Origin of the sequence: Undibacterium sp. 5I2 (genome assembly GCF_035019605.1) — a bacterium.
GTDB lineage: Bacteria > Pseudomonadota > Gammaproteobacteria > Burkholderiales > Burkholderiaceae_D > Undibacterium.
The window spans coordinates 46,621-65,022 of the sequence record NZ_JASJVS010000021.1; the positions used below are offsets into that span (position 1 = coordinate 46,621).

At 54.3% G+C, this 18,402-nt stretch carries 17 protein-coding genes; 10 read left to right on the forward strand and 7 right to left on the reverse strand.

The genetic code is table 11. The annotated features are described in order from the left end of the window. Positions 1-21: 21 nt before the first annotated feature. Entirely contained in the window at positions 22-1,143 is a 1,122-nt protein-coding gene (locus QN359_RS09545; protein ID WP_322247660.1) for a porin, read from the reverse strand. A gap of 594 nt (positions 1,144-1,737) precedes the next feature. Between QN359_RS09545 and QN359_RS09550 the strand changes: the two genes are divergently transcribed. The 6 genes from QN359_RS09550 (at position 1,738) to QN359_RS09575 (ending at position 7,527) form a co-directional block, all read left to right on the forward strand. Beyond that, positions 1,738-2,544 carry an NAD(P)-dependent oxidoreductase gene (locus QN359_RS09550; protein WP_322247659.1) on the forward strand — a complete coding sequence of 269 codons (807 nt, stop codon included), beginning with the start codon at positions 1,738-1,740 and terminating at the stop codon, positions 2,542-2,544. Positions 2,545-2,551: 7 nt separating this feature from the next. Beyond that, the gene (locus QN359_RS09555) at positions 2,552-3,430 is read left to right on the forward strand and encodes an SMP-30/gluconolactonase/LRE family protein (RefSeq protein WP_322247658.1); all 879 of its coding nucleotides are present in this window, start codon (positions 2,552-2,554) and stop codon (positions 3,428-3,430) included. 8 nt (positions 3,431-3,438) lie between these two features. Next, on the forward strand, positions 3,439-4,434 hold the full coding sequence (locus QN359_RS09560; protein WP_416200177.1) for a TRAP transporter substrate-binding protein: 996 nt from the start codon (positions 3,439-3,441) through the stop codon (positions 4,432-4,434). Positions 4,435-4,495: 61 nt separating this feature from the next. Next, positions 4,496-4,981 carry a TRAP transporter small permease gene (locus tag QN359_RS09565; protein ID WP_323493326.1) on the forward strand — a complete coding sequence of 162 codons (486 nt, stop codon included), beginning with the start codon at positions 4,496-4,498 and terminating at the stop codon, positions 4,979-4,981. Further along, positions 4,981-6,333, forward strand: a complete 1,353-nt coding sequence (locus QN359_RS09570; RefSeq protein ID WP_322247656.1) for a TRAP transporter large permease — start codon at positions 4,981-4,983, stop codon at positions 6,331-6,333. The genes QN359_RS09565 and QN359_RS09570 overlap by 1 nt, the downstream gene beginning before the upstream one ends. Positions 6,334-6,390: 57 nt before the next feature. Next, positions 6,391-7,527, forward strand: coding sequence for an aldose epimerase family protein (locus tag QN359_RS09575; protein WP_322247655.1), 1,137 nt, complete (start codon positions 6,391-6,393; stop codon positions 7,525-7,527). 30 nt (positions 7,528-7,557) lie between these two features. On the opposite strand, the gene QN359_RS09580 is transcribed toward QN359_RS09575, so the two are convergent. From QN359_RS09580 to QN359_RS09590, 3 genes are all read right to left on the reverse strand, one after another. Then, entirely contained in the window at positions 7,558-9,132 is a 1,575-nt protein-coding gene (locus tag QN359_RS09580) for an aldehyde dehydrogenase (NADP(+)) (protein ID WP_369124409.1), read from the reverse strand. Positions 9,133-9,260: 128 nt separating this feature from the next. Further along, complete coding sequence (gene kdgD, locus QN359_RS09585) at positions 9,261-10,175, reverse strand: 5-dehydro-4-deoxyglucarate dehydratase (protein WP_322247654.1); 915 nt, start codon at positions 10,173-10,175, stop codon at positions 9,261-9,263. Between the two features lie 162 nt (positions 10,176-10,337). After that, on the reverse strand, positions 10,338-11,096 hold the full coding sequence (locus QN359_RS09590; protein ID WP_322247653.1) for a FadR/GntR family transcriptional regulator: 759 nt from the start codon (positions 11,094-11,096) through the stop codon (positions 10,338-10,340). Positions 11,097-11,287: 191 nt separating this feature from the next. Between QN359_RS09590 and garD the strand changes: the two genes are divergently transcribed. Then, positions 11,288-12,850: a galactarate dehydratase gene (garD, locus tag QN359_RS09595; protein WP_322247652.1), complete on the forward strand. Its 1,563-nt coding sequence runs from the start codon at positions 11,288-11,290 to the stop codon at positions 12,848-12,850. On the opposite strand, the gene QN359_RS09600 is transcribed toward garD, so the two are convergent. The 3 genes from QN359_RS09600 to QN359_RS09610 all read right to left on the reverse strand — a co-directional run bounded on the left by QN359_RS09600 (position 12,828) and on the right by QN359_RS09610 (position 14,582). After that, entirely contained in the window at positions 12,828-13,445 is a 618-nt protein-coding gene (locus QN359_RS09600; protein WP_322247651.1) for a uracil-DNA glycosylase family protein, read from the reverse strand. The two genes, garD and QN359_RS09600, sit on opposite strands and share 23 nt — an antisense overlap. A 91-nt stretch (positions 13,446-13,536) precedes the next feature. Beyond that, entirely contained in the window at positions 13,537-13,998 is a 462-nt protein-coding gene (locus QN359_RS09605) for a YHS domain-containing (seleno)protein (protein WP_322247650.1), read from the reverse strand. 38 nt (positions 13,999-14,036) lie between these two features. After that, positions 14,037-14,582 (reverse strand): peroxidase-related enzyme, encoded by a 546-nt coding sequence (locus QN359_RS09610; RefSeq protein ID WP_322247649.1) that lies wholly within the window; start codon positions 14,580-14,582, stop codon positions 14,037-14,039. Positions 14,583-14,693: 111 nt separating this feature from the next. Here QN359_RS09610 and QN359_RS09615 point away from each other — a divergent pair, with 111 nt between their 5' ends. The 3 genes from QN359_RS09615 to QN359_RS09625 all read left to right on the forward strand — a co-directional run. Further along, positions 14,694-15,524 carry an AraC family transcriptional regulator gene (locus QN359_RS09615; RefSeq protein WP_322247648.1) on the forward strand — a complete coding sequence of 277 codons (831 nt, stop codon included), beginning with the start codon at positions 14,694-14,696 and terminating at the stop codon, positions 15,522-15,524. 63 nt (positions 15,525-15,587) lie between these two features. Then, entirely contained in the window at positions 15,588-16,091 is a 504-nt protein-coding gene (locus tag QN359_RS09620) for a TlpA disulfide reductase family protein (protein WP_322247647.1), read from the forward strand. Positions 16,092-16,450: 359 nt separating this feature from the next. After that, positions 16,451-18,402 (forward strand): hypothetical protein (locus tag QN359_RS09625; RefSeq protein ID WP_323493327.1); only part of this gene is annotated, 1,952 nt, incomplete at its 3' end.

An 18,402-nucleotide genomic window follows, 5' to 3' on the forward strand; every position in this document is an offset into this window, starting at 1 on the left:
TTAATTTCTATCGAATGTCACTCAAAAGCGATGCAACAAGCCGATTTGCAAACCAGTCAGGCTTTGACCGTTGATATCGGCACCGGCCAAGTTAGCCGTCGGACCGGCCGAGCCGCTGAAGCGGAAACCACCATTGGCTTCGTTCTTCATGTAGTTGGCGAAACCATAGATAGTCGTGCGTTTCGACATATCGTAAAAGGCACCGACGTTGCCGCCTTTGGCACCGGCATTGCCGCCGGATGTATCTTTAATTACGCCATACAAGGTACCGACACGCCATTGTGCATTGATACGATAATCGACCGAAGCTTGGTAGATATTGTAAAAGCGCAGAGCATTTTTATCCGTTCCGGGAAACAAATTATTCGGATTAGCGGTATTGCTCAGGATGGCCGCGGCATCGAGACCACTGGCGTTGGCTGTCACGTTATTGGTGCGTGCGTAAGTCAGATACACTTTACCCAGGCCGTAATCATAATCGGCATAGATATTGTGGTAGACGATGTTTTCGCGCACTGCCCCGGTCGGTGCCGGTTTGGCAGATAAACCGGCGTAACCGGCACGCACCGGGCCATCGGTGTAATCGAGGCCAAGCTGCATCACAGCACTTTGAGAAACGCCGCCACCCGCTTGTTCGGACAAGGCGTAATGTACGGCGCCTTGAAACCCGGCTAGCCGTGGGCTTTTATACGAAATATCGTTTTCATAACGCGAAGGCACACCGAAAGAATTGATGACCGAGCCCATGGTCGTGCGTTCGGTGTAATCGATGGCCGAACCGATTTGTTGAATTTCAGTATTCTGGCGACCAAGACGGAATTCACCGTAAGGCGTATTGATACCGACCCATGCTTGACGATCAAACAAATGGTTGCTATCTGCGGAAGCACCGGTATTGGCATTCAAGCCCTGTTCCAGCGTAAATTTCGCTTGATAACCGGCACCCAAGTCTTCCGTGCCGCGAAAGCCCAAACGGCTGCGCGACAAGGCACCGTCATTCAAGCCGACTACATGTGTGCCGCTGCTGCTGCTGATATAGCCGAGATACTGATCAATGTTGCCGTAAATCGTGACGTTCGATTGCGCGTGGCTCAGGCTGCACAATCCGGCAAACAAGGCGCTGGCAAGGAGGGTTTTTTTCATATTGGTCTCATAAAATATCGTTTTTATATTGGTGCGAAGAAAGAATCCGCCCATCATTGTGCTCACTGCGCATCAGCGGACTTCCGCGCACCGCGTCTTTGAGGCAAGTTCTTTGCGTATCAGAGAGCGTGACAGTTATACGTTGTCGTACAACAGAAATGAGTATAATCAGTCTTCAAATAATTCGCAACACTGGCGCGGCTATCCTACAACACCCAGGTCCACCCGCCATTTGGCAATGCTCTGCCCCTGACTGCTTTACCCAGACCGCAGCCGCGCTTTGATACCCTTTAAATTCAGCAATTACTCACCAATTCTCTCTGTACATAGCCGCTGTCGCGACGCGTGCGTGAACGCCGTGGCCAACAGTGCAGCATTTTCTTTTCATCGGCCTTTAAAACTCTTGACTTGGTACAATTCAATATTCATACTACGAAACACATCAGACATCGCACAACATGAATCAGTAAAATAGCAGACAGCTTTTCCATCAAGAACGAGACATCATACAACTGCGATAAGGAATACGCATCGCTGTGGTACTGAGGGATAAGTTAACAATTGCCATAAAACAAAACATTAATCGAGCAAATCATGACAGTCAGGACACATCACAGAATTTTGTTAACCGGTGCCGCTGGCGGCTTGGGCCTGGCCCTGCGCGAAACGCTTAAAGCCAACTGCAGCGTCTTGCGCTTGTCGGACCGCCAATCATTCGGCCCCGCCGCTGAAGGTGAAGAAATTGTGCTCGCCGACTTGGCCGACGCGGCCGCGGTGGACGCGGCAGTTGCCGGTGTCGATGCCATCATTCACTTCGGTGGCGTATCAGTCGAAGGACCATTCGAACCTATCTTGCAAGCCAACATACTCGGGGTCTACAATCTGTACGAAGCGGCTCGCAAGCATGGTGTCAAACGCATACTCTTCGCCAGTTCCAACCACGTCACCGGCTTTTATCGTCAAAGTGAAACCATCACGGCCGAGCAAGCGCCGCGCCCGGATAGCATGTACGGTGTCAGCAAAGCCTTCGGCGAAGACTTGTCACGCTTTTATTTTGATCGCTACGGCATAGAAACCGCCTGCATCCGTATCGGCTCTTCGTTCCCCGTGCCGCGCGATCGGCGCATGCTGGCCAGTTGGCTCAGCTTCGCCGATTTACATCGCCTCATCAGCGCCTGCCTCTCCACACCGGTATTGGGTCACACCATTATTTTCGGCATGTCGGACAATGCCGTGACCTGGTGGGACAATGCCAAGGCGCGCCATGTTGGCTATACGCCACAAGACAGCTCGGATATTTTCCGCGATGCCATCTTGGCCACTACCACGGCACCCGATCTCAACGATCCGGTCACACAATTTCAAGGTGGTGGCTTTGTCACTGCCGGTCCATTCGCCTAGGCTGAGCATGCGTGTATTAAGCCCCACCCGCAACCAAGTCGGCGAGAGTCCACTCTGGTGTGCCGCCGAACAGGTGCTGTACTGGGTCGACATCGAAGCGCAGCGCTTGCATCGCTACGATTGGACCAGTTCTGAGGGACAAGCTTGGCCCATGCCCGAGCGGCTCGCCTGCATCGCTCTGCATGCAGACGGTGGCCTGCTGGCCGCGATGGAAACCGGGATCTTTCACTTACACCCACAAGCAGACGGTGCTTGCCGCGTTGATCTGCTGCAAGACATCTCATTTGCCCGTACCGGCATGCGCTTCAATGATGGTCGCTGCGACCGCGCTGGGCGCTTCTGGGTCAGCAGCATGGTACGCGACATGAGTTTGGCGGCCCGCGATGGCGCGCTGTATTGCTATGACCAACGCGGTTTGTCTGCCCCACTGGTGAGCGGTTTAATCACCGGCAATGGCCTGGGATTGAGTCCCGATGGCGCGACCCTGTACCTGTCCGATTCCCACCCCGACGTGCAGCAAGTCTGGACGTTTGCGCTGGCTGCCGACGGCAGCTTGTCGCAGCAGCGCACGTTGATCGATATGCAGCAGCACCCGGGTCGCCCCGATGGTGCGGCTGTCGATGCCGACGGCGGCTACTGGATTTGCGCGAACGATGCCGGCATGGTGCATCGTTTTCTGCCGGATGGCACATACGATCGTTCGCTGACTGTACCGGTCAGCAAACCATCGATGTGCGCCTTCGGTGGGCCAAGTATGGAACATCTGTTCATCACCTCCATCACACCAGCACAAGCAGTACCAGGATATGAGCGCGCATTAGACGGTGCCGTATTCATCACAAAACCAGGCGTAAGAGGCTTACTCGAAACGCCATTTCAACCCTAGGAAGAGACATGAAAAATACAACAAGCAAAAAAAGTACTTGGATGAATCTGATGATGAGCGCATCACTGTGCATGATCAGCATCAGTGCCGGCGCGCGTGACTACCGTTCCGCCGATGTCCACTCGAAAGATTTTCCGACCAATATGGCCGTTAAATATATGGGTGAACAACTGAGCAAAGCCACTGCTGGCAAAAGCAAAATCAAGGTCTTCGGTGACAGCTCGCTGGGTTCGGAAAAAGACACGGTAGAACAAGTTAAAATCGGTGCCATCGATATGGTACGTGTCAGCAGTGCGTCCTTCAACGGTATCGTACCGGAAACCATGATCCCATCGTTTCCCTTCATATTCCGCGACCTCGCCCACTTCCGTAAAACCATGTACGGCCCGGAAGGCGATAAAATTCTGGCCTCCTTCGACAAAGCCGGCTTCATCGGTTTAGCTTTGTATGAAAGCGGCGCACGCTCGATGTATGCGAAAAAAGAAATCAAATCGGTCGCCGACATGAAGGGTTTGAAAGTCCGCGTACAACAATCTGATTTGCAAGTCAGCATGATTACCGCCATGGGCGCGTCGCCGGCACCAATGCCGATGGCCGAAGTCTATTCCGGCCTCAAAACCGGCTTGGTCGATGCGGCCGAAAACAATATCCCTTCTTATGAAGAAGCCAAACATTTTGAATCGGCACCGTATTTTTCTGAAACCATGCATGTGATGACACCCGAAGTGCTGGTGTTCTCGAAAAAGATTTGGGATACGCTGACACCACAAGAGCAAGCAGCGCTGCGTAAAGCGGCCAAGGAATCGGTCAAGTACTACGTCACTTTATGGGATGAACGCGAAAAAAATGCGCGTGCAGCCATTCTTAAAGGCGGGACAAAAATCATCCCAAGCAGCGCCATCGATAAGAAAAGTTTCGTAGAGGCAGAAAAACCAGTCTGGGACAAATTCGCTACCACACCAGAACTGAAAGCACTCGTTCAAGGCATCGTCAATACCAAATAAGTCTATGCTGCCGTCGCCGCTATGCGCGCGCGACGGCATTAGTACGACTGGAAAGAATTGTATGAATTACTTCATGTCCCTCAACGCCCGCTTAGCCGGTGCGGTCTTGAGTGTGGCCAGTGCTTGTCTGGCCTTGTTGGGCTTGGTCGTCATTTATGGCGTCATCATGCGTTATGGTTTTAACTCGGCACCGGCCTATGTGGAACAGGTCGCCTTATTACTCGTCATTTCAGTGGCGATGTTCGGTGCCGCTGCCGGCGTCCATGATGCCGGCCATATCGGCCTCGACTCGGTGGTCAAAATGCTTCCACTCAAGGCACAATTTCTCTGCCACGTGGTAGTGCAATTACTGACCTTGGGCTTTGCCACGATTTTGGTCTGGGGCAGTATCCAGATGGGCCTGTCGACCCATCTCGATCAAATCCCCACGCTCGGTATTTCTGAAGCTTATCGCTACCTGCCAGCCATCATCTCCGGCAGCCTGATCATTGCCTTTTCCTTTGAGCACTTGATTGCGCTCTTCATATCCACACCATCGGCGGAATAATGGAACTGATTGTCCTCTCCCTGAGCTTTTTGCTCTTTCTCGTACTCGGCGTCCCGGTCGCCTTCGCCATCGGCTTAAGCTGTCTGGCCACCTTTGCAGTAGAAGGTTTGCCGCTGGCAACCGCCTTGCAAATGATGATTTCAGGAATGAATGTATTTTCTTTCCTGGCGATTCCTTTCTTTATTTTTTCCGGTGAATTGATGCTGCATGGCGGTATCGCCGACAAGATTCTCAATTTTGCCCGCAGCTTGGTCGGCCACATGAAAGGTGGACTGGGCTTAGCCAATGTCATGGCCTGCACGCTCTTCGGTGGTGTTTCCGGCTCGCCGATTGCTGATACTTCAGCCATGGGTGGGGTCTTGATCCCAGTCATGAAACGCGAAGGTTACAGCGCTGATTATGCCGTCAATGTCACCACGCATGCTTCGTTGACCGGCGCACTGATGCCAACCTCGCACAATATGATCATCTACGCGTTTGCAGCCCAAGCAGCCAGCGGCATGATAGGTGGCCAAAGCATTCATGGCGTCTCGATCGGCGACTTGATGTTTGCCGGTCTGGTACCGGTATTCTGGATCATGGTGTGCATGCTCGTTGCTGCTTACTGGCAAGCATCGAAAAACGGCTTCCCGAAACGGGCCGATGGCAGCTCGATGATTTCCAAGTTTCCCGGTTGGACCACGGTACTGCGTACCTTCATTGCCGCTATTCCCGGCTTGATGGTGATCGTCGTCATTCTCGGCTGTGTCATGGGGGGCGTAGCGACAGCCACCGAAGCGGCGGCGATTGCCGTGGCCTACTCCTTGTTCTTGACCGGTGTGATTTACCGTACCATGAGCAAAGCCAAAGTCATGCTGGCCTTGCGGAAAGCATCGAAAACCACCGGCGTGATTCTGTTGCTCATCGGCGTATCCAACATGTTGCGCTGGCAAATGGCGTATCTGGAAATTCCCGATGCCATCGAAGCCGCCTTATTGCATGCTACCTCGACGCCTTGGCTGATGCTGCTCTACATCAACATGATCCAGATTTTTCTCGGCATCTTCCTAGACATGGCCGCGCATATCCTCATCACGACGCCACTGTTTTTACCTTTGGCGATTGCCATGGGCGTGGGCCCGGTACAGTTCGGCATGATGCTGCTGTTGAATTGCGCCCTAGGCTTGGTCCATCCGCCAGTTGGCACAGTACAATTTGTCGGTTGTGCCATCGGTAATATCTCTATCGGTGAAGCCACCAAAACCGCCTGGCCATATTATTTAGCGATTTTTATCGCCATCAATCTGGTCACTTACGTGCCGGCTTTCTCGACCTGGTTACCGACCCTCATCACCGGCCATCCGGTGTTATAAGTCCCGCTTGGTGGCTGGGCAATCCAGCCACCAATTTGAACACAAAGACCGCCCGCAATGCCTGCCCACACCAGCCTCCCAACCCCTGCCTATGCCACCTTACAGCCTGGCGATTTCGCTACCCTGATCGACGGTCGTCGCAGCGCGCTCTATACCCTGCGCAATCAGCATGGCATGCAAGTCAGCATCACCAACTATGGCGCACGCGTGGTGCAACTGCTGGTGCCGGATCGCGACGGCCAGCTTGCCGATGTCGTGCAAGGCTATCCAAACATAGAACAAACCATGCAAGGGCAAGCCTCGATGGGCGCATTTATCGGCCGCTATGCCAATCGCATCAACAAAGGCCAATTCGATCTCGATGGTCAGCATTACTCCTTAGCGATCAACGATGTCGCAGAAACGCCAGCACGCCGCCACACCATCCACGGCGGCCCCAATGGTTCGCGCGGGCGCGTGTTCGAAGCCACACAACACTCGGAACAATTACTCGACATGCGCCTGCTGTTCCGCCAAGCCGATGATGGCTTTCCCGGCGACGTGCAACTGACGGTGCGCTATGCAATCGACGAGGACAGTCTGTCCATCAGCTTCTTCGCCCAGGCCGGTGCGCAGGTAACGGCCGCCAACTTTACCAGCCACATTTTTTGGAATTTATCAGGAGACCTGAGCGCCTCCATCGACAATCATCAACTGTTACTGCCAGCACCACAGATACTGGAATTGACGCCGCAGTTGGTACCGAGCGGACGCTTGCTCGACGTCGCAGGCACTGCCATGGATTTCACGCTGAAAAAAGCGATAGGACGCGACATCGCCGCCGCGCATCCGGCGCTGCTGGCCGCCGGCGGCTATGATGCCTATTATATTTTGCCGCCAGTTGAGACGCCAACGCAGAGAAAACAAATGCGCCTCCACGCCCAGCTGCGTGAGCCGCAATCAGGCCGCGGCATGACGCTCTGGTCCGATCAACCGGGCCTGCAATTTTACTCTGGTAATTTTTTGGCAGGCGCGATCCCGCGCGATATAGGAAAAAACGGGGCGAGCTACGGCAAACGCAGTGCTTTCGCCCTGGAACCCTCGCACTACCCCGATGCGCTCAACCACCCGGCCTTCCCCTGCACGGTGCTATTGCCGGGGCAAAGCTGTCATGGTCAGATGCGCTTTCAGTTCAGTGCCGAGCGTGGTGACTGAACCCGGTCGTTACTGAACTGAACTCAGTACTTAAGCTTGCGTCAGCTCACCATCACGCAGACGCCACAGACCGAGGGAGTTGTCGTCATCCAAAGCCGCCGGCAACAAAAAGGCTGGGAAATCCTGGTAGCAAACCGGACGCAAAAAGCGTTCAATCGCTTCGGCACCCACCGAGGTGCTGCGGCTGTCTGAGGTAGCCGGGAATGGACCGCCATGCACCATCGCATACGACACTTCCACACCGGTCGGGTAAGCATTGATCAATATCCGGCCAACCTTGCGTTCAAGAACAGGCAACAAGGCCAAGGCCGCGTCTCTATCCTCTTCACGCAAAAACAGCGTGGCAGTCAGTTGGCCATCGATGTATTCGGCGATCTCATTAAATTGTTGCAGAGTTTGGCAGCGAATGATCAGCGAACTGGCACCGAACACTTCTTCTTCGAGCTGCGGATGCGCCAAGAAAGTCGCTGCATCGGTGACAAACAATGCCGCCTGACCGGCACAAGCGGCGTCGCCCGCTTGACCGCGCGCGAGCAAACTGACGCCAGCGGCTTTCGATAATTTCTCCACCCCATGACCAAAGGCGGCATGAATACCGGGCGTGAGCATGGTTGCCGCGGCCTTGCCTTGCAGCGCGGTTGCTGCGGTGCTGCAGAACAAATCCAAATCCGCTCCATCCAAGGCCAGTACCAAACCAGGGTTGGTGCAAAATTGACCGGCACCCATCATCAAGGAATCGACGAAGCCAGTAGCGATGGCCGCTGCAGCTTGGGCCAAAGCTGCAGGCAACAAAAACATAGGGTTGATACTGCTCATTTCCGCATACACCGGTATCGGTTCCGGCCGTTGCGCCGCCATTTGCACTAATGCCAGGCCACCTTGGCGTGAACCGGTGAAGCCCACAGCCTTGATAGCTGGATGCGTAACCACGGCACGACCAACGGTACGTCCATCACCTTGCAACAAGGAAAACACTCCTTCCGGCAACTGACAAGTTTGCAGCGCCGCGCGAACCGCCCGTCCCACCAATTCCGAAGTACCAGGATGGGCACCATGCGCCTTCACCACTACCGGGCAACCGGCAGCCAATGCCGATGCGGTATCGCCACCGGCCACCGAAAACGCCAGCGGGAAGTTACTGGCACCGAATACCGCAACCGGGCCCAAAGCAATCTTACGCATCCGCAAATCCGGCCGCGCCGGTACGCGTTCCGGCAAGGCCGAATCGAGCGTGGCCGACAACCAACGGCCATCGCGTACCAGCTTGGCGAATAAACGCAGTTGATTGACGGTACGCATGCGCTCGCCTTCCAGACGCGCCTGCGGCAAACCTGATTCCTGCATCGCGCACTCGATCAAGCTCGGCCCGAGATCGAGAATATTTTGTGCGATTGTTTCCAAAAACGTCGCCCGTTCAGCCAAGCTGGTAGCGCGATAGAGGTCAAACGCGCTGGCCGCCAACTCACAGGCCAGCTCGGCATCAGCGATCGTACCTGAACCGAATTCCGGGCCGAATGCCAAGCCGGTAGCTGGATTCGTTGCGCGAAAAGCGCTGGCACTGCCGCGCACATCCAAATGGCCAATCAACATCTCACCAGTAATCATTGTCGTCGTCAAAATATACTCCTATCAATATTCAGCGGAACGGCGCACCCGAACATTTTTGCCAGGGTGCGCCGTTATTATTGACCGTGCGCAGTAAGGACTATGCGCCGGTCGTGGTTGTTATCGCGTTACTGTGGGCCTTGCGCCAAAATCAATGCCTTGAGTTCTTCGCACTCGGCGGCATTCAAGTCGGTCAAAGGACTGCGCACCGGGCCAGCATCATGACCGACCAAAGTGGCACCGGCCTTGACGATACTGACGGCATAACCGGCTTTTTTGTTACGGATTTCAAGGTAAGGCAAGAAGAAGCTGTCGATGATGCGTTCGGTCGTGGCGAAATCATCATTCTTCACCGCTTCATAAAAATCGATCGCTGTTTTTGGAATGAAGTTAAAGACCGCCGACGAATACACCGGCACACCAATCGCTTTATACGCCGAGGCAAACACTTCCGCCGTCGGCAAGCCACCAAGGTAGCTGAAACGATCACCTAGCTTGCGACGTATGGTTACCATCGATTCGATGTCGCCGATACCATCTTTGAAACCGATCAGATTCGGGCAACGATCAGCCAACTGCAGCAAAGATTGCGCATTGAGGCGGCAAACATTGCGGTTGTAAACAACCACACCGAATTTGACGGATTTGCATACCGCTTCGACATGCGCAACCAAACCTTCTTGGCAAGCTTCCGTCAAATAATGTGGCATGAGCAAAATACCATGCGCGCCCAAGCGTTCCGCTTCTTGAGCATAGGCAATCGCGGTACGCGTTGGGCCACCGGCACCAGCCAAGATCGGTACTTTGCCACGGCATGTTTCTACCGCTACTTTCACCACTTGGCTATAGTCGGCCGGTGTCAAAGAGAAAAATTCACCAGTACCACCAGCCACAAACAAGGCCGTCGCGCCATACGGTGCCAACCACTCGAGGCGACTGGCGTAGGTATCGGCACGGAAGTCGCCTTGCGCATCGAAATCGGTAATCGGGAAAGATAGTAAGCCGGAAGAAAGGATTTGCTTGAGGTCTTGTGGATTCATCATAGTGTAGTCAGCCGAGAAAAGATGTTAAAAAAGACGAAGGCATGGCCCTTCGCATTGCCTGTTATCGGTCATCGTACAACATCAAATGAAAAGGTGCAAGTATTTGCGTGCTTTACCCCACGCAAGCACCGGACGCCGGACGGCCGGTGCTTGGACTACACCTTAACGCGCCGTCGGCCCACTCAACTCTTGGGCGCGACGTAAACGCTCGCGACTGTTACTAAGATGGGTGCGCATGGCCGCGCGTGCCGATTCGGCATCTTGACGGGTGATGGCATTGAGAATATCTTCATGCTCACGGTTGACGCGCTCCATGTAAATATTCGGTTCATCCTGCGCCAACTTGGCTGAATTCACCCGAGCACGCGGAATAATGTTGGTACCGAGGTGATGCAGAATATCGTAGAAGTAGCGGTTTCCCGAAGCTTGCGCGATCTCGAGGTGAAATTGCACATCAGCAGCAACCGTATCGCCACCCGCTGCCGCGCAAGCCTGAAACGCGTCTAGCGCGGTACGCAATTGCCGCAGTTGCGGCTCACTACGACGGCCCGCTGCCAAGCCGGCTGCCTCGGTTTCCAAGCTGATGCGCAATTCCAGAATTGCCAGCACATCGCGCATGGTTACCACGGTGCTCGGGTCGAGCCCGAGATGCTGGCTCGCTTGCGGTGCCAGGGCAAAGGTGCCGATACCATGGCGCGTCTCCACCAAGCCGGCCGCCTGCATATGCGAAATCGCCTCGCGCACAACGGTGCGGCTGACGCCTTGCAAGCGCATGATTTCCGATTCGGTGGGTAATTTATCGCCGGGTGCAATGCTGCCATCTTGCATCGCAGCTGTCATGGCCGCCACCACGCTTTGCGCCAGGTTGCGGTGTTTTTTCGGTGCTGCAGTGGGAGGCAGCGGGGGAGGAGTAAGGAACATGATCTTAGTTAACTTTTCGCTTGAACAGCGGTTGCAATTTTTTTACACTCTTATTATACTACGACGAATGTTGTCTGATGACTGATGAATTATGGGGCGATTGTCGCGCTTTTCGCCACAGTCATCCTACCAGTGAGCAGCAATTTGCTGCCGTCCGCACTCCCCTCACCCATTACAGCGCAAGGAGCATCATGCCCAGCCACCCACTCTCGGTTTCCACGCCCTCTCGGCCCTTGTATATCCGCATGCATGCCAATGACAATGTCGCCATCGTCGTCAATGATGGCGGGCTTCCTGCCGGCACCGAATTTCCCGGTGAATTCGTACTCACCACACGCATTCCGCAAGGGCATAAAATTGCCCTGCGTCAGATTGCCGAAGGCGCGCCCATCATTCGCTACGATGTCGTCATCGGCCATGCCATGCACACGCTGGAACAAGGCAGTTGGGTGGAAGAATCGGCAATACGCATGCCACCGGCGCGCGAACTCGATGGCTTGCCGATTGCCAACCGCCCGGCACCCGTCATGCCTGCACTCGAAGGCTATACCTTTGAAGGCTATCGCAATGCCGATGGCAGCGTCGCCACGCGTAATATTTTAGCCATCACCACCACGGTACAGTGCGTGGCCGGCGTAGTCGAGCATGCGGTCAAACGCATCAAAGCCGAACTCTTGCCGCAGTACCCGAATGTCGATGATGTCATCGGCCTCGAACACACTTACGGCTGCGGCGTGGCGATCGATGCGCCGAATGCCGATATTCCTATCCGCACTTTACGCAACATCAGCCTCAATCCTAACTTCGGCGGTCAAGCCATGGTCGTCAGCCTCGGTTGCGAGAAACTGCAACCGGCGCGACTGCTGCCGGAAGGCGCGATCCCGATTCAAAACGGCCCTTACATCGTCACCCTGCAAGATGATAAACATGTCGGCTTCGAATCGATGATCACTTCCATCATGGAAATGGCCACAGTTCGTTTGGCTGCACTCAACCTGCGCACGCGCGAAACTTGCAGCGCCGCCGAGTTGGTGGTGGGCGTGCAATGCGGTGGCAGCGATGCGTTTTCTGGTGTGACCGCCAATCCGGCCGTCGGCTATGCCACCGATTTATTGGTACGTGCCGGTGCCACGGTGATGTTTTCCGAAACCACCGAAGTCAGAGATGGCATCGATCAACTGACTTCCCGCGCCATCAATGCCGAAGTCGCCCAAGCGATGATCGCTGAGATGGCTTGGTATGATAATTACCTCAAGCAAGGCGGCGTCGATCGCAGCGCTAACACCACCCCAGGCAATAAAAAAGGCGGTCTCTCGAATATCGTGGAAAAAGCCATGGGCTCCATCGTCAAATCGGGCAGCAGCGCGATTTCCGGGGTGTTGTCGCCAGGCCAAAAAGTACGGCAAAAAGGCTTGATCTATGCTGCCACGCCGGCCAGCGATTTCATCTGCGGTACGCTGCAATTGGCCGCCGGCATGAACCTGCATATTTTTACCACTGGTCGTGGCACACCTTACGGCTTGGCAGCGGTTCCCGTCATCAAAGTCGCGACCCGCGATGATTTGGCCAAACGCTGGCACGACTTAATGGATGTCAATGCCGGTCGCATCGCTACCGGCGCTGCCAGCATAGAGCAAGTCGGCTGGGAATTATTTGAACTCATGTTGGCCGTTGCCAGCGGTAAAAAAACCTGGGCCGAACACTGGAAACTGCATAATGCCTTAACGCTGTTCAACCCGGCACCGGTGACCTGAGTAATATCTGCTGCACCCTTTGCTGCAATACTGGTAATACTTGCTCGGCAAACCAAGGGTTTTGCTTGAGCCAAATATTATTGCGTGGGCTGGGGTGTGGCAAGGGTAGCAAGCTCGGCCAGACGGTTTGCCAAGCCCGCACCGTTTCAGTCAAATTGTCTGCTTGGGCATCCTGCATATGCCAGGCTTGCGCATAACTGCCTATCACCAAGGTCAATTCTATCTCGGGCAACAACGCGAGCAAAGCCTGTCGCCAGGCTGGTGCGCATTCTTTGCGTGGTGCCAAATCACCCGATTTCCCCGTTCCCGGAAAGCAAAACCCCATCGGTAAGATCGCAATACGCTGCGCATCATAAAATGTGTCTTTATCGATGCCCATCCACAAACGTAAGCGCTCACCACTGGCATCGTCAAACGGAATACCGCTTTGATGCACCTTGCTGCCAGGAGCTTGGCCGACCACCAAAATTTTCGCCGCAGAATGTACTTGCAAGACTGGTCGCACGCCCAGTGGCAAGTGCGCAGCGCACAAGGTGCAAGCACGTACTTGCCGGAGCAAGTCAGCAGCCAGATTCGGTGTGGTGGCATCGGACATCGTTACACTCCTGGTTTTAAATAGTATCCCCTGCACAAACTGAAACGGGAGGACCCGAAGTCAACCCGTTTCAAGAACTGAAAAAAGATGATTACAGTTCAGCAGCCTTTTTATTGGCAATGACTTTCCAATTGGTATTGCCATCGGTAATCCGTGAAGCCGTGTCTTTGAGCCAGATCGAACGGATTTTTGCATCGAGATTCAGGTAGAGCTTACCGTCAACGATATCGAACTGTTCAGGGTCGGCGACGAATTTCTTACTCACCGATACACCGTAGGCACAATATCCGCCGAATTGTGGCAAGTATTTCTGTGGGTTGGCGACAAATTCTTTTTTATTTTCATCTGTTGCAAACACATAGGTCACGCGATCCACTTCAGCAACATGATGGCCATTGCCGCGCTGTGGTTTTTCCTGGCTGAAGTAAGTCGTCAAATCGTAACCACCGGCACCGATGATATTGTCGGTGGCCGAATCGGCAAAACTTGGGATAGCAGTTGCAAAAGCAAGCACGGCGCTGACAGCAAAGAAAGCTTTTTTAATGATGTTCATGGTGAGACTCCAAAAAGTTATACGATCAAAGCAAGGATTTATGCAGCCAAATTTACGTCAACGATAGGGAAATCTATCACCGTACGAGCAACATTGTTGGCGTAATTACTGAAAGTCATTACCGTCACGTTGGCAACGATTTCCAACAAATCCGCTTCCGACAAGCCGGCGGCCTTAAATTGGTCCATGCTGGCGACATCAACGTGACCGCGCTGGGCCACCAAGGCTTGCGAAAATGCTGCAATGGCAGCACTGCGGGCATCGCTGCCGCTGCCGGCACGCGCACTGTGTATCTGTTGCGCATTCAAACCGGCATTTTTTCCCAGTAAAGTGTGCGCGCTGAGGCAATAGTGGCAAGTATTGGCTTGTGATGTAGCCAAAGAAACAATTTCGCGCTCCGCAGCGGTCAAATTGCCTTTGGCAATCGCCTCCGTCTGTGCCAAGTAATTATTCAAAGTCGATGGCGCTTTCGCCAGTGTGGCAAACAAATTCGGAATCATGCCGATTTGTGCTTTCACTGCATGTAAAGTGGCAACAGTCGATGCATCGGCATCAGTCAAATTGAGGGGAGCAATATATGTCATGGTCATTTCCTGGTGAGTTGATCGATCTGCTTGAGCGACAGGACAGAGAATAGGCTATAGTGAAAACAAATAGTTAAACGAAAATCCGAATTTACACACCGATCGTCCAAAATGCACACAGACCCCTTAGCCCCACTGCTGACCCACTTCAAAGCCCAGGCACGCCTGTTCTTTTCCGGCAATCTTTGCCACGGTGCCGACTTCGGCGAAGAACTGGGCACGGGTTTCTTGCATTTACTGCGCGCCGGCAGCGCCAAATTGAGCGACGCCAGCGGTTACAGCGAAACCTTCAGCGAACCGACCCTGATTTTCTATTCCCGCCCCGTGCAGCATCGCTTACAAACCGATCCGATCGTGGGAGCAGACTTGGTATGCGCCTCGATGCGCTTTGAACACAAAGCCTTCAATCCGATTTCCTTCGCTTTACCAGCACGCTTTCAACGCCCGATCAGCGCTTTCCCCGGTGCCGACACCCTCATCGAACTCTTGTTTCACGAAGCCTTTTCTGAAAAACCGGGCCGTCAAGATGTGCTCGATCGCCTGTTCGAAGTCTTGCTCATCGATGTATTACGGGTCGCAATGGCTGAGCAAGATAAGGAACCCGGGCTGTTTCGCAGCCTGCAACACCCGCAACTGGGCAAGGCGCTGACAGCGATCCATACTGATCCGGCCAAGCAATGGTCGCTCGATACACTGGCACAATTGGCGGGTATGTCACGCAGCAGTTTTGCCAGCAGCTTCAAAACCGAAGTCGGCGATACGCCGGGAAATTACCTGACACGTTGGCGCATCACCTTGGCGCAAGCCTTGATACGCGATGGGGTATCGTTGAAATTGGTGGCCGAACGGGTTGGCTATGAAAGTCAGGCAGGTTTCTTAAAAGCATTTAAAATGGTGATAGGAGAAACGCCTGCCATCTGGCGCAACGCCGACTTGAATTAAATTATCGCACCACCCACCGCCATCACGCACGCCCCCTTCACCCCGTTCAGAAAGCGACAAAGTATGTTACGAAGAAACTTCATCCAGTCCAGCTTGGTCGGCGGTTTATTGCTCTCTTCCGCTGCCATTTTTGCCAAACCTGGCGCCACCGCCTACAGCTTGCAAGGTACCGATGTCTACGGCAAAAAACTCAATTTGCTCGACTTTTCCGGCATGACCGTACTGGTCAGTTTCTTTACAGTCGACTGCGCACCATGCAGCGAAGATTTGAAGTTGATGCGCGAGTTTTACGTACGCAACAGCAAAAACAAATTCATGCTGTTAGGTGTCAACCTCGACAAAAGCAAAGCCGATCTCGACGAGTACAACGAGCTGACCACCCAAGCCTATCCGAAAGACCAGCGTTTCCCTACGGTTTGGCGCAATGCGCCAGGGCATCAAGACAGTTTCGGTTTCATCAGCAAGCAACCGACCCACTTCGTGCTGGATCAAAAAGGCCAATTGAAATTCAAGCGCGAAGGCAAATTTCTACCCGAAGACTGGGATCAACTCTGGCTTTCCTTGTAAGGTCCGACGCCCCATGAGCTGATTCGCCTCAACGCCCTGCGTCTCCTCCTCAATTGCTCGCTGTTACAAATCGACCAGCGAGACTTACGCCGCACTCGCCGCCGCTGACCGCCAGCGCCAAGCAATATTTCCGACCCACACTCAACAGCACGCTCCCAGCGTGCTGTCTGCGTGCGCTGTCGATGCGCATTTTTCGACTCAGATAGAAATGAATAAATTCTACAAGTCAGTCTGATGTCCATTCTGTAAGTTCTGACACTGGTATTGTTCGCAGCGCTGATCAGTCGTCCCGCTGCGTTAAAGCATCCATCCCTTGATTACGCCAGCGCACCGCGCTAAAAAATCACAAAGAAACTTTCATGCCAATCAGCATTAAGCAAAACTCCAGCTCACCACCTGCCCTTGCCACAATCCTGATGCACGCGGCAGCACCCACAACATTGACAACTAATCTGCACGGGATCAGGCAAGCAAGCAATGCGCAGATTACCCACTATGATTTCAAGCACGATAGCGCGCTGCAGTGCGCGCAACATACTGCGAAAAGAAGCGCCGAAGCACTGCCGCTCAGCACCAAGCGCGCCCGCATCGCCAGCGACGAACCGCAGTGGCGCAGCCAAGCCGGCTGGCAGCAAGCCGAAACGCAATTGGTCGAGTTAATGGCGCGCTTGGGATGCGCGGCTGACACCCTGCTCAAACAAGCGCCACAAGAAGATCATGCCGAAGCATTCAATTTGCTGGCCTTGCCCGTGGATCAAGCGCTTCAGGAGCAATTGAAGCAAACCCGCGCCGCGCTACAGCGTTTACCAGCCGATCACCGGGCTCGGCAACTGCTGCCCGGCATGATACCGCAGCAAGCAACGAGCTTATTGAGCCGTCTGTTCAATACTGTCGGCCCCGACTCGACCAGCGCTGACTGGCCGATGCAACAGTGCCAAAACATGCTGCAATTTTGTCAAAATTTACAGCAACTGTTCACCGCGCTGCCGGCACAATCTGAATTGGAAACCGCCGCGGCCCTGGCCAGCCAAGGTTTGTTAAACATGCTGCAAGCACGTCTCGAACAACAGCAACAGGCGTGGTGCCAAGTACAAGAACAAGCGCGGCACGCTGGCTTGCAAAAAAAAGAACAGTTAGCGCATTTATTGCGCGGCAGTGCAGAAGAATTAATTGATTTACTGGCCGAGCTGCGCCTGCAACAAGCCGATGCCGTGCGCCAAAAATCCGCTGGTACCAGAGCACCGTTGGGCAGCCGAACCCTGACGGCGAACGATTGCTTGCGCCTGCTAGGCCCGTGGTTTACCCAAGTCGAAGAGATCGCCGACAGAGCCGCCGGCATTGCCGAGCTCAATGACAGTTTTTCCCGGGCGATGGAACTCTTGCATCAGGCTTGCTCGGGCAAAATTGAAGCATTGCTGATCGGCGAAACGCTGAACTTGTGGCTGGAACAAGAGCAAGCGCAAGAAACTCAACGCCTGCGTGATAACGCCCGCACCAGCAGCTTGATGTGCTTGGTAGCACTTTCGGCAGACATGACGGCTTACCACCAACGCTGGCAGACGGCACTCCAGTCGCAACAAGTATGGCAAGTCGCAAAAGATGACATCGAAACGCAATGGCAGGACAGCCATATTCCGAGCAACACGACGGCAAGCATCACGACGCTCGTCGAGCGCCTGATGTCCACCTGGTGGCAGCAACATAACGAACAGGGTTATAGCATAGAACAAGCAGCCGAAGCACGAGCAATGGCCGAAGCGCTGGCACCCTTGGTTCACAAAGCTGAGCGCGCAAAACAGGTACAAGGCATCATCGTACCGCACGATCTGATGGCAGCACAACTGCCCTCCCTGACGCGCAGCTGGTCTGCTTGGCGCGATGAGACAGAAACAGCTGAGCCAGTCGCTGCCGCCAGCGCGCCTTGGCTAGCCGCCGCCTTCGAGCACATTCTGCCGACGGTAAACTCATTAGGCGCATTCGTGCCGGCCGCCGCCGCCGTTCTGGCGGCCAGACAACTGAGGCCAAGCAGCGCCCCAGCGTTGGCGGGACTATTTCCCAGCACCTTACAGCTCGGGCTGACGTGGTTGGGCAGCCAACTGCTGCCGACAGTAGTAGCGCGCAGCGCCTGTGTGCTGGAAAACCAAGCAGAACTCAAGCCCAACACGCAGGCATCACGCAGCGCAGAGGTGCGCGAACTAATGCTAAGCCAAGCCGAACAGCCGCGCTCCTTGAGCCAAAATCCCTGGCCTGTAATGCAAGAAGCCGCCAAGCTCTTGCTCTCCGCCGAACAACAAAACGCCCGACTCGATCA

Coding starts and splice junctions, on each gene's coding strand:
- QN359_RS09545 (WP_322247660.1), bottom strand. CDS start 1,143: ATGAAAAAAACCCTCCTTGCCAGCGCCTTGTTTGCCGGATTGTGCAGC.
- QN359_RS09555 (WP_322247658.1), top strand. CDS start 2,552: ATGCGTGTATTAAGCCCCACCCGCAACCAAGTCGGCGAGAGTCCACTC.
- garD (WP_322247652.1), top strand. CDS start 11,288: ATGCCCAGCCACCCACTCTCGGTTTCCACGCCCTCTCGGCCCTTGTAT.
- QN359_RS09565 (WP_323493326.1), top strand. CDS start 4,496: ATGAATTACTTCATGTCCCTCAACGCCCGCTTAGCCGGTGCGGTCTTG.
- QN359_RS09605 (WP_322247650.1), bottom strand. CDS start 13,998: ATGAACATCATTAAAAAAGCTTTCTTTGCTGTCAGCGCCGTGCTTGCT.
- kdgD (WP_322247654.1), bottom strand. CDS start 10,175: ATGATGAATCCACAAGACCTCAAGCAAATCCTTTCTTCCGGCTTACTA.
- QN359_RS09590 (WP_322247653.1), bottom strand. CDS start 11,096: ATGTTCCTTACTCCTCCCCCGCTGCCTCCCACTGCAGCACCGAAAAAA.
- QN359_RS09575 (WP_322247655.1), top strand. CDS start 6,391: ATGCCTGCCCACACCAGCCTCCCAACCCCTGCCTATGCCACCTTACAG.
- QN359_RS09570 (WP_322247656.1), top strand. CDS start 4,981: ATGGAACTGATTGTCCTCTCCCTGAGCTTTTTGCTCTTTCTCGTACTC.
- QN359_RS09560 (WP_416200177.1), top strand. CDS start 3,439: ATGAAAAATACAACAAGCAAAAAAAGTACTTGGATGAATCTGATGATG.
- QN359_RS09620 (WP_322247647.1), top strand. CDS start 15,588: ATGTTACGAAGAAACTTCATCCAGTCCAGCTTGGTCGGCGGTTTATTG.
- QN359_RS09600 (WP_322247651.1), bottom strand. CDS start 13,445: ATGTCCGATGCCACCACACCGAATCTGGCTGCTGACTTGCTCCGGCAA.
- QN359_RS09610 (WP_322247649.1), bottom strand. CDS start 14,582: ATGACATATATTGCTCCCCTCAATTTGACTGATGCCGATGCATCGACT.
- QN359_RS09580 (WP_369124409.1), bottom strand. CDS start 9,132: ATGATTACTGGTGAGATGTTGATTGGCCATTTGGATGTGCGCGGCAGT.
- QN359_RS09550 (WP_322247659.1), top strand. CDS start 1,738: ATGACAGTCAGGACACATCACAGAATTTTGTTAACCGGTGCCGCTGGC.
- QN359_RS09615 (WP_322247648.1), top strand. CDS start 14,694: ATGCACACAGACCCCTTAGCCCCACTGCTGACCCACTTCAAAGCCCAG.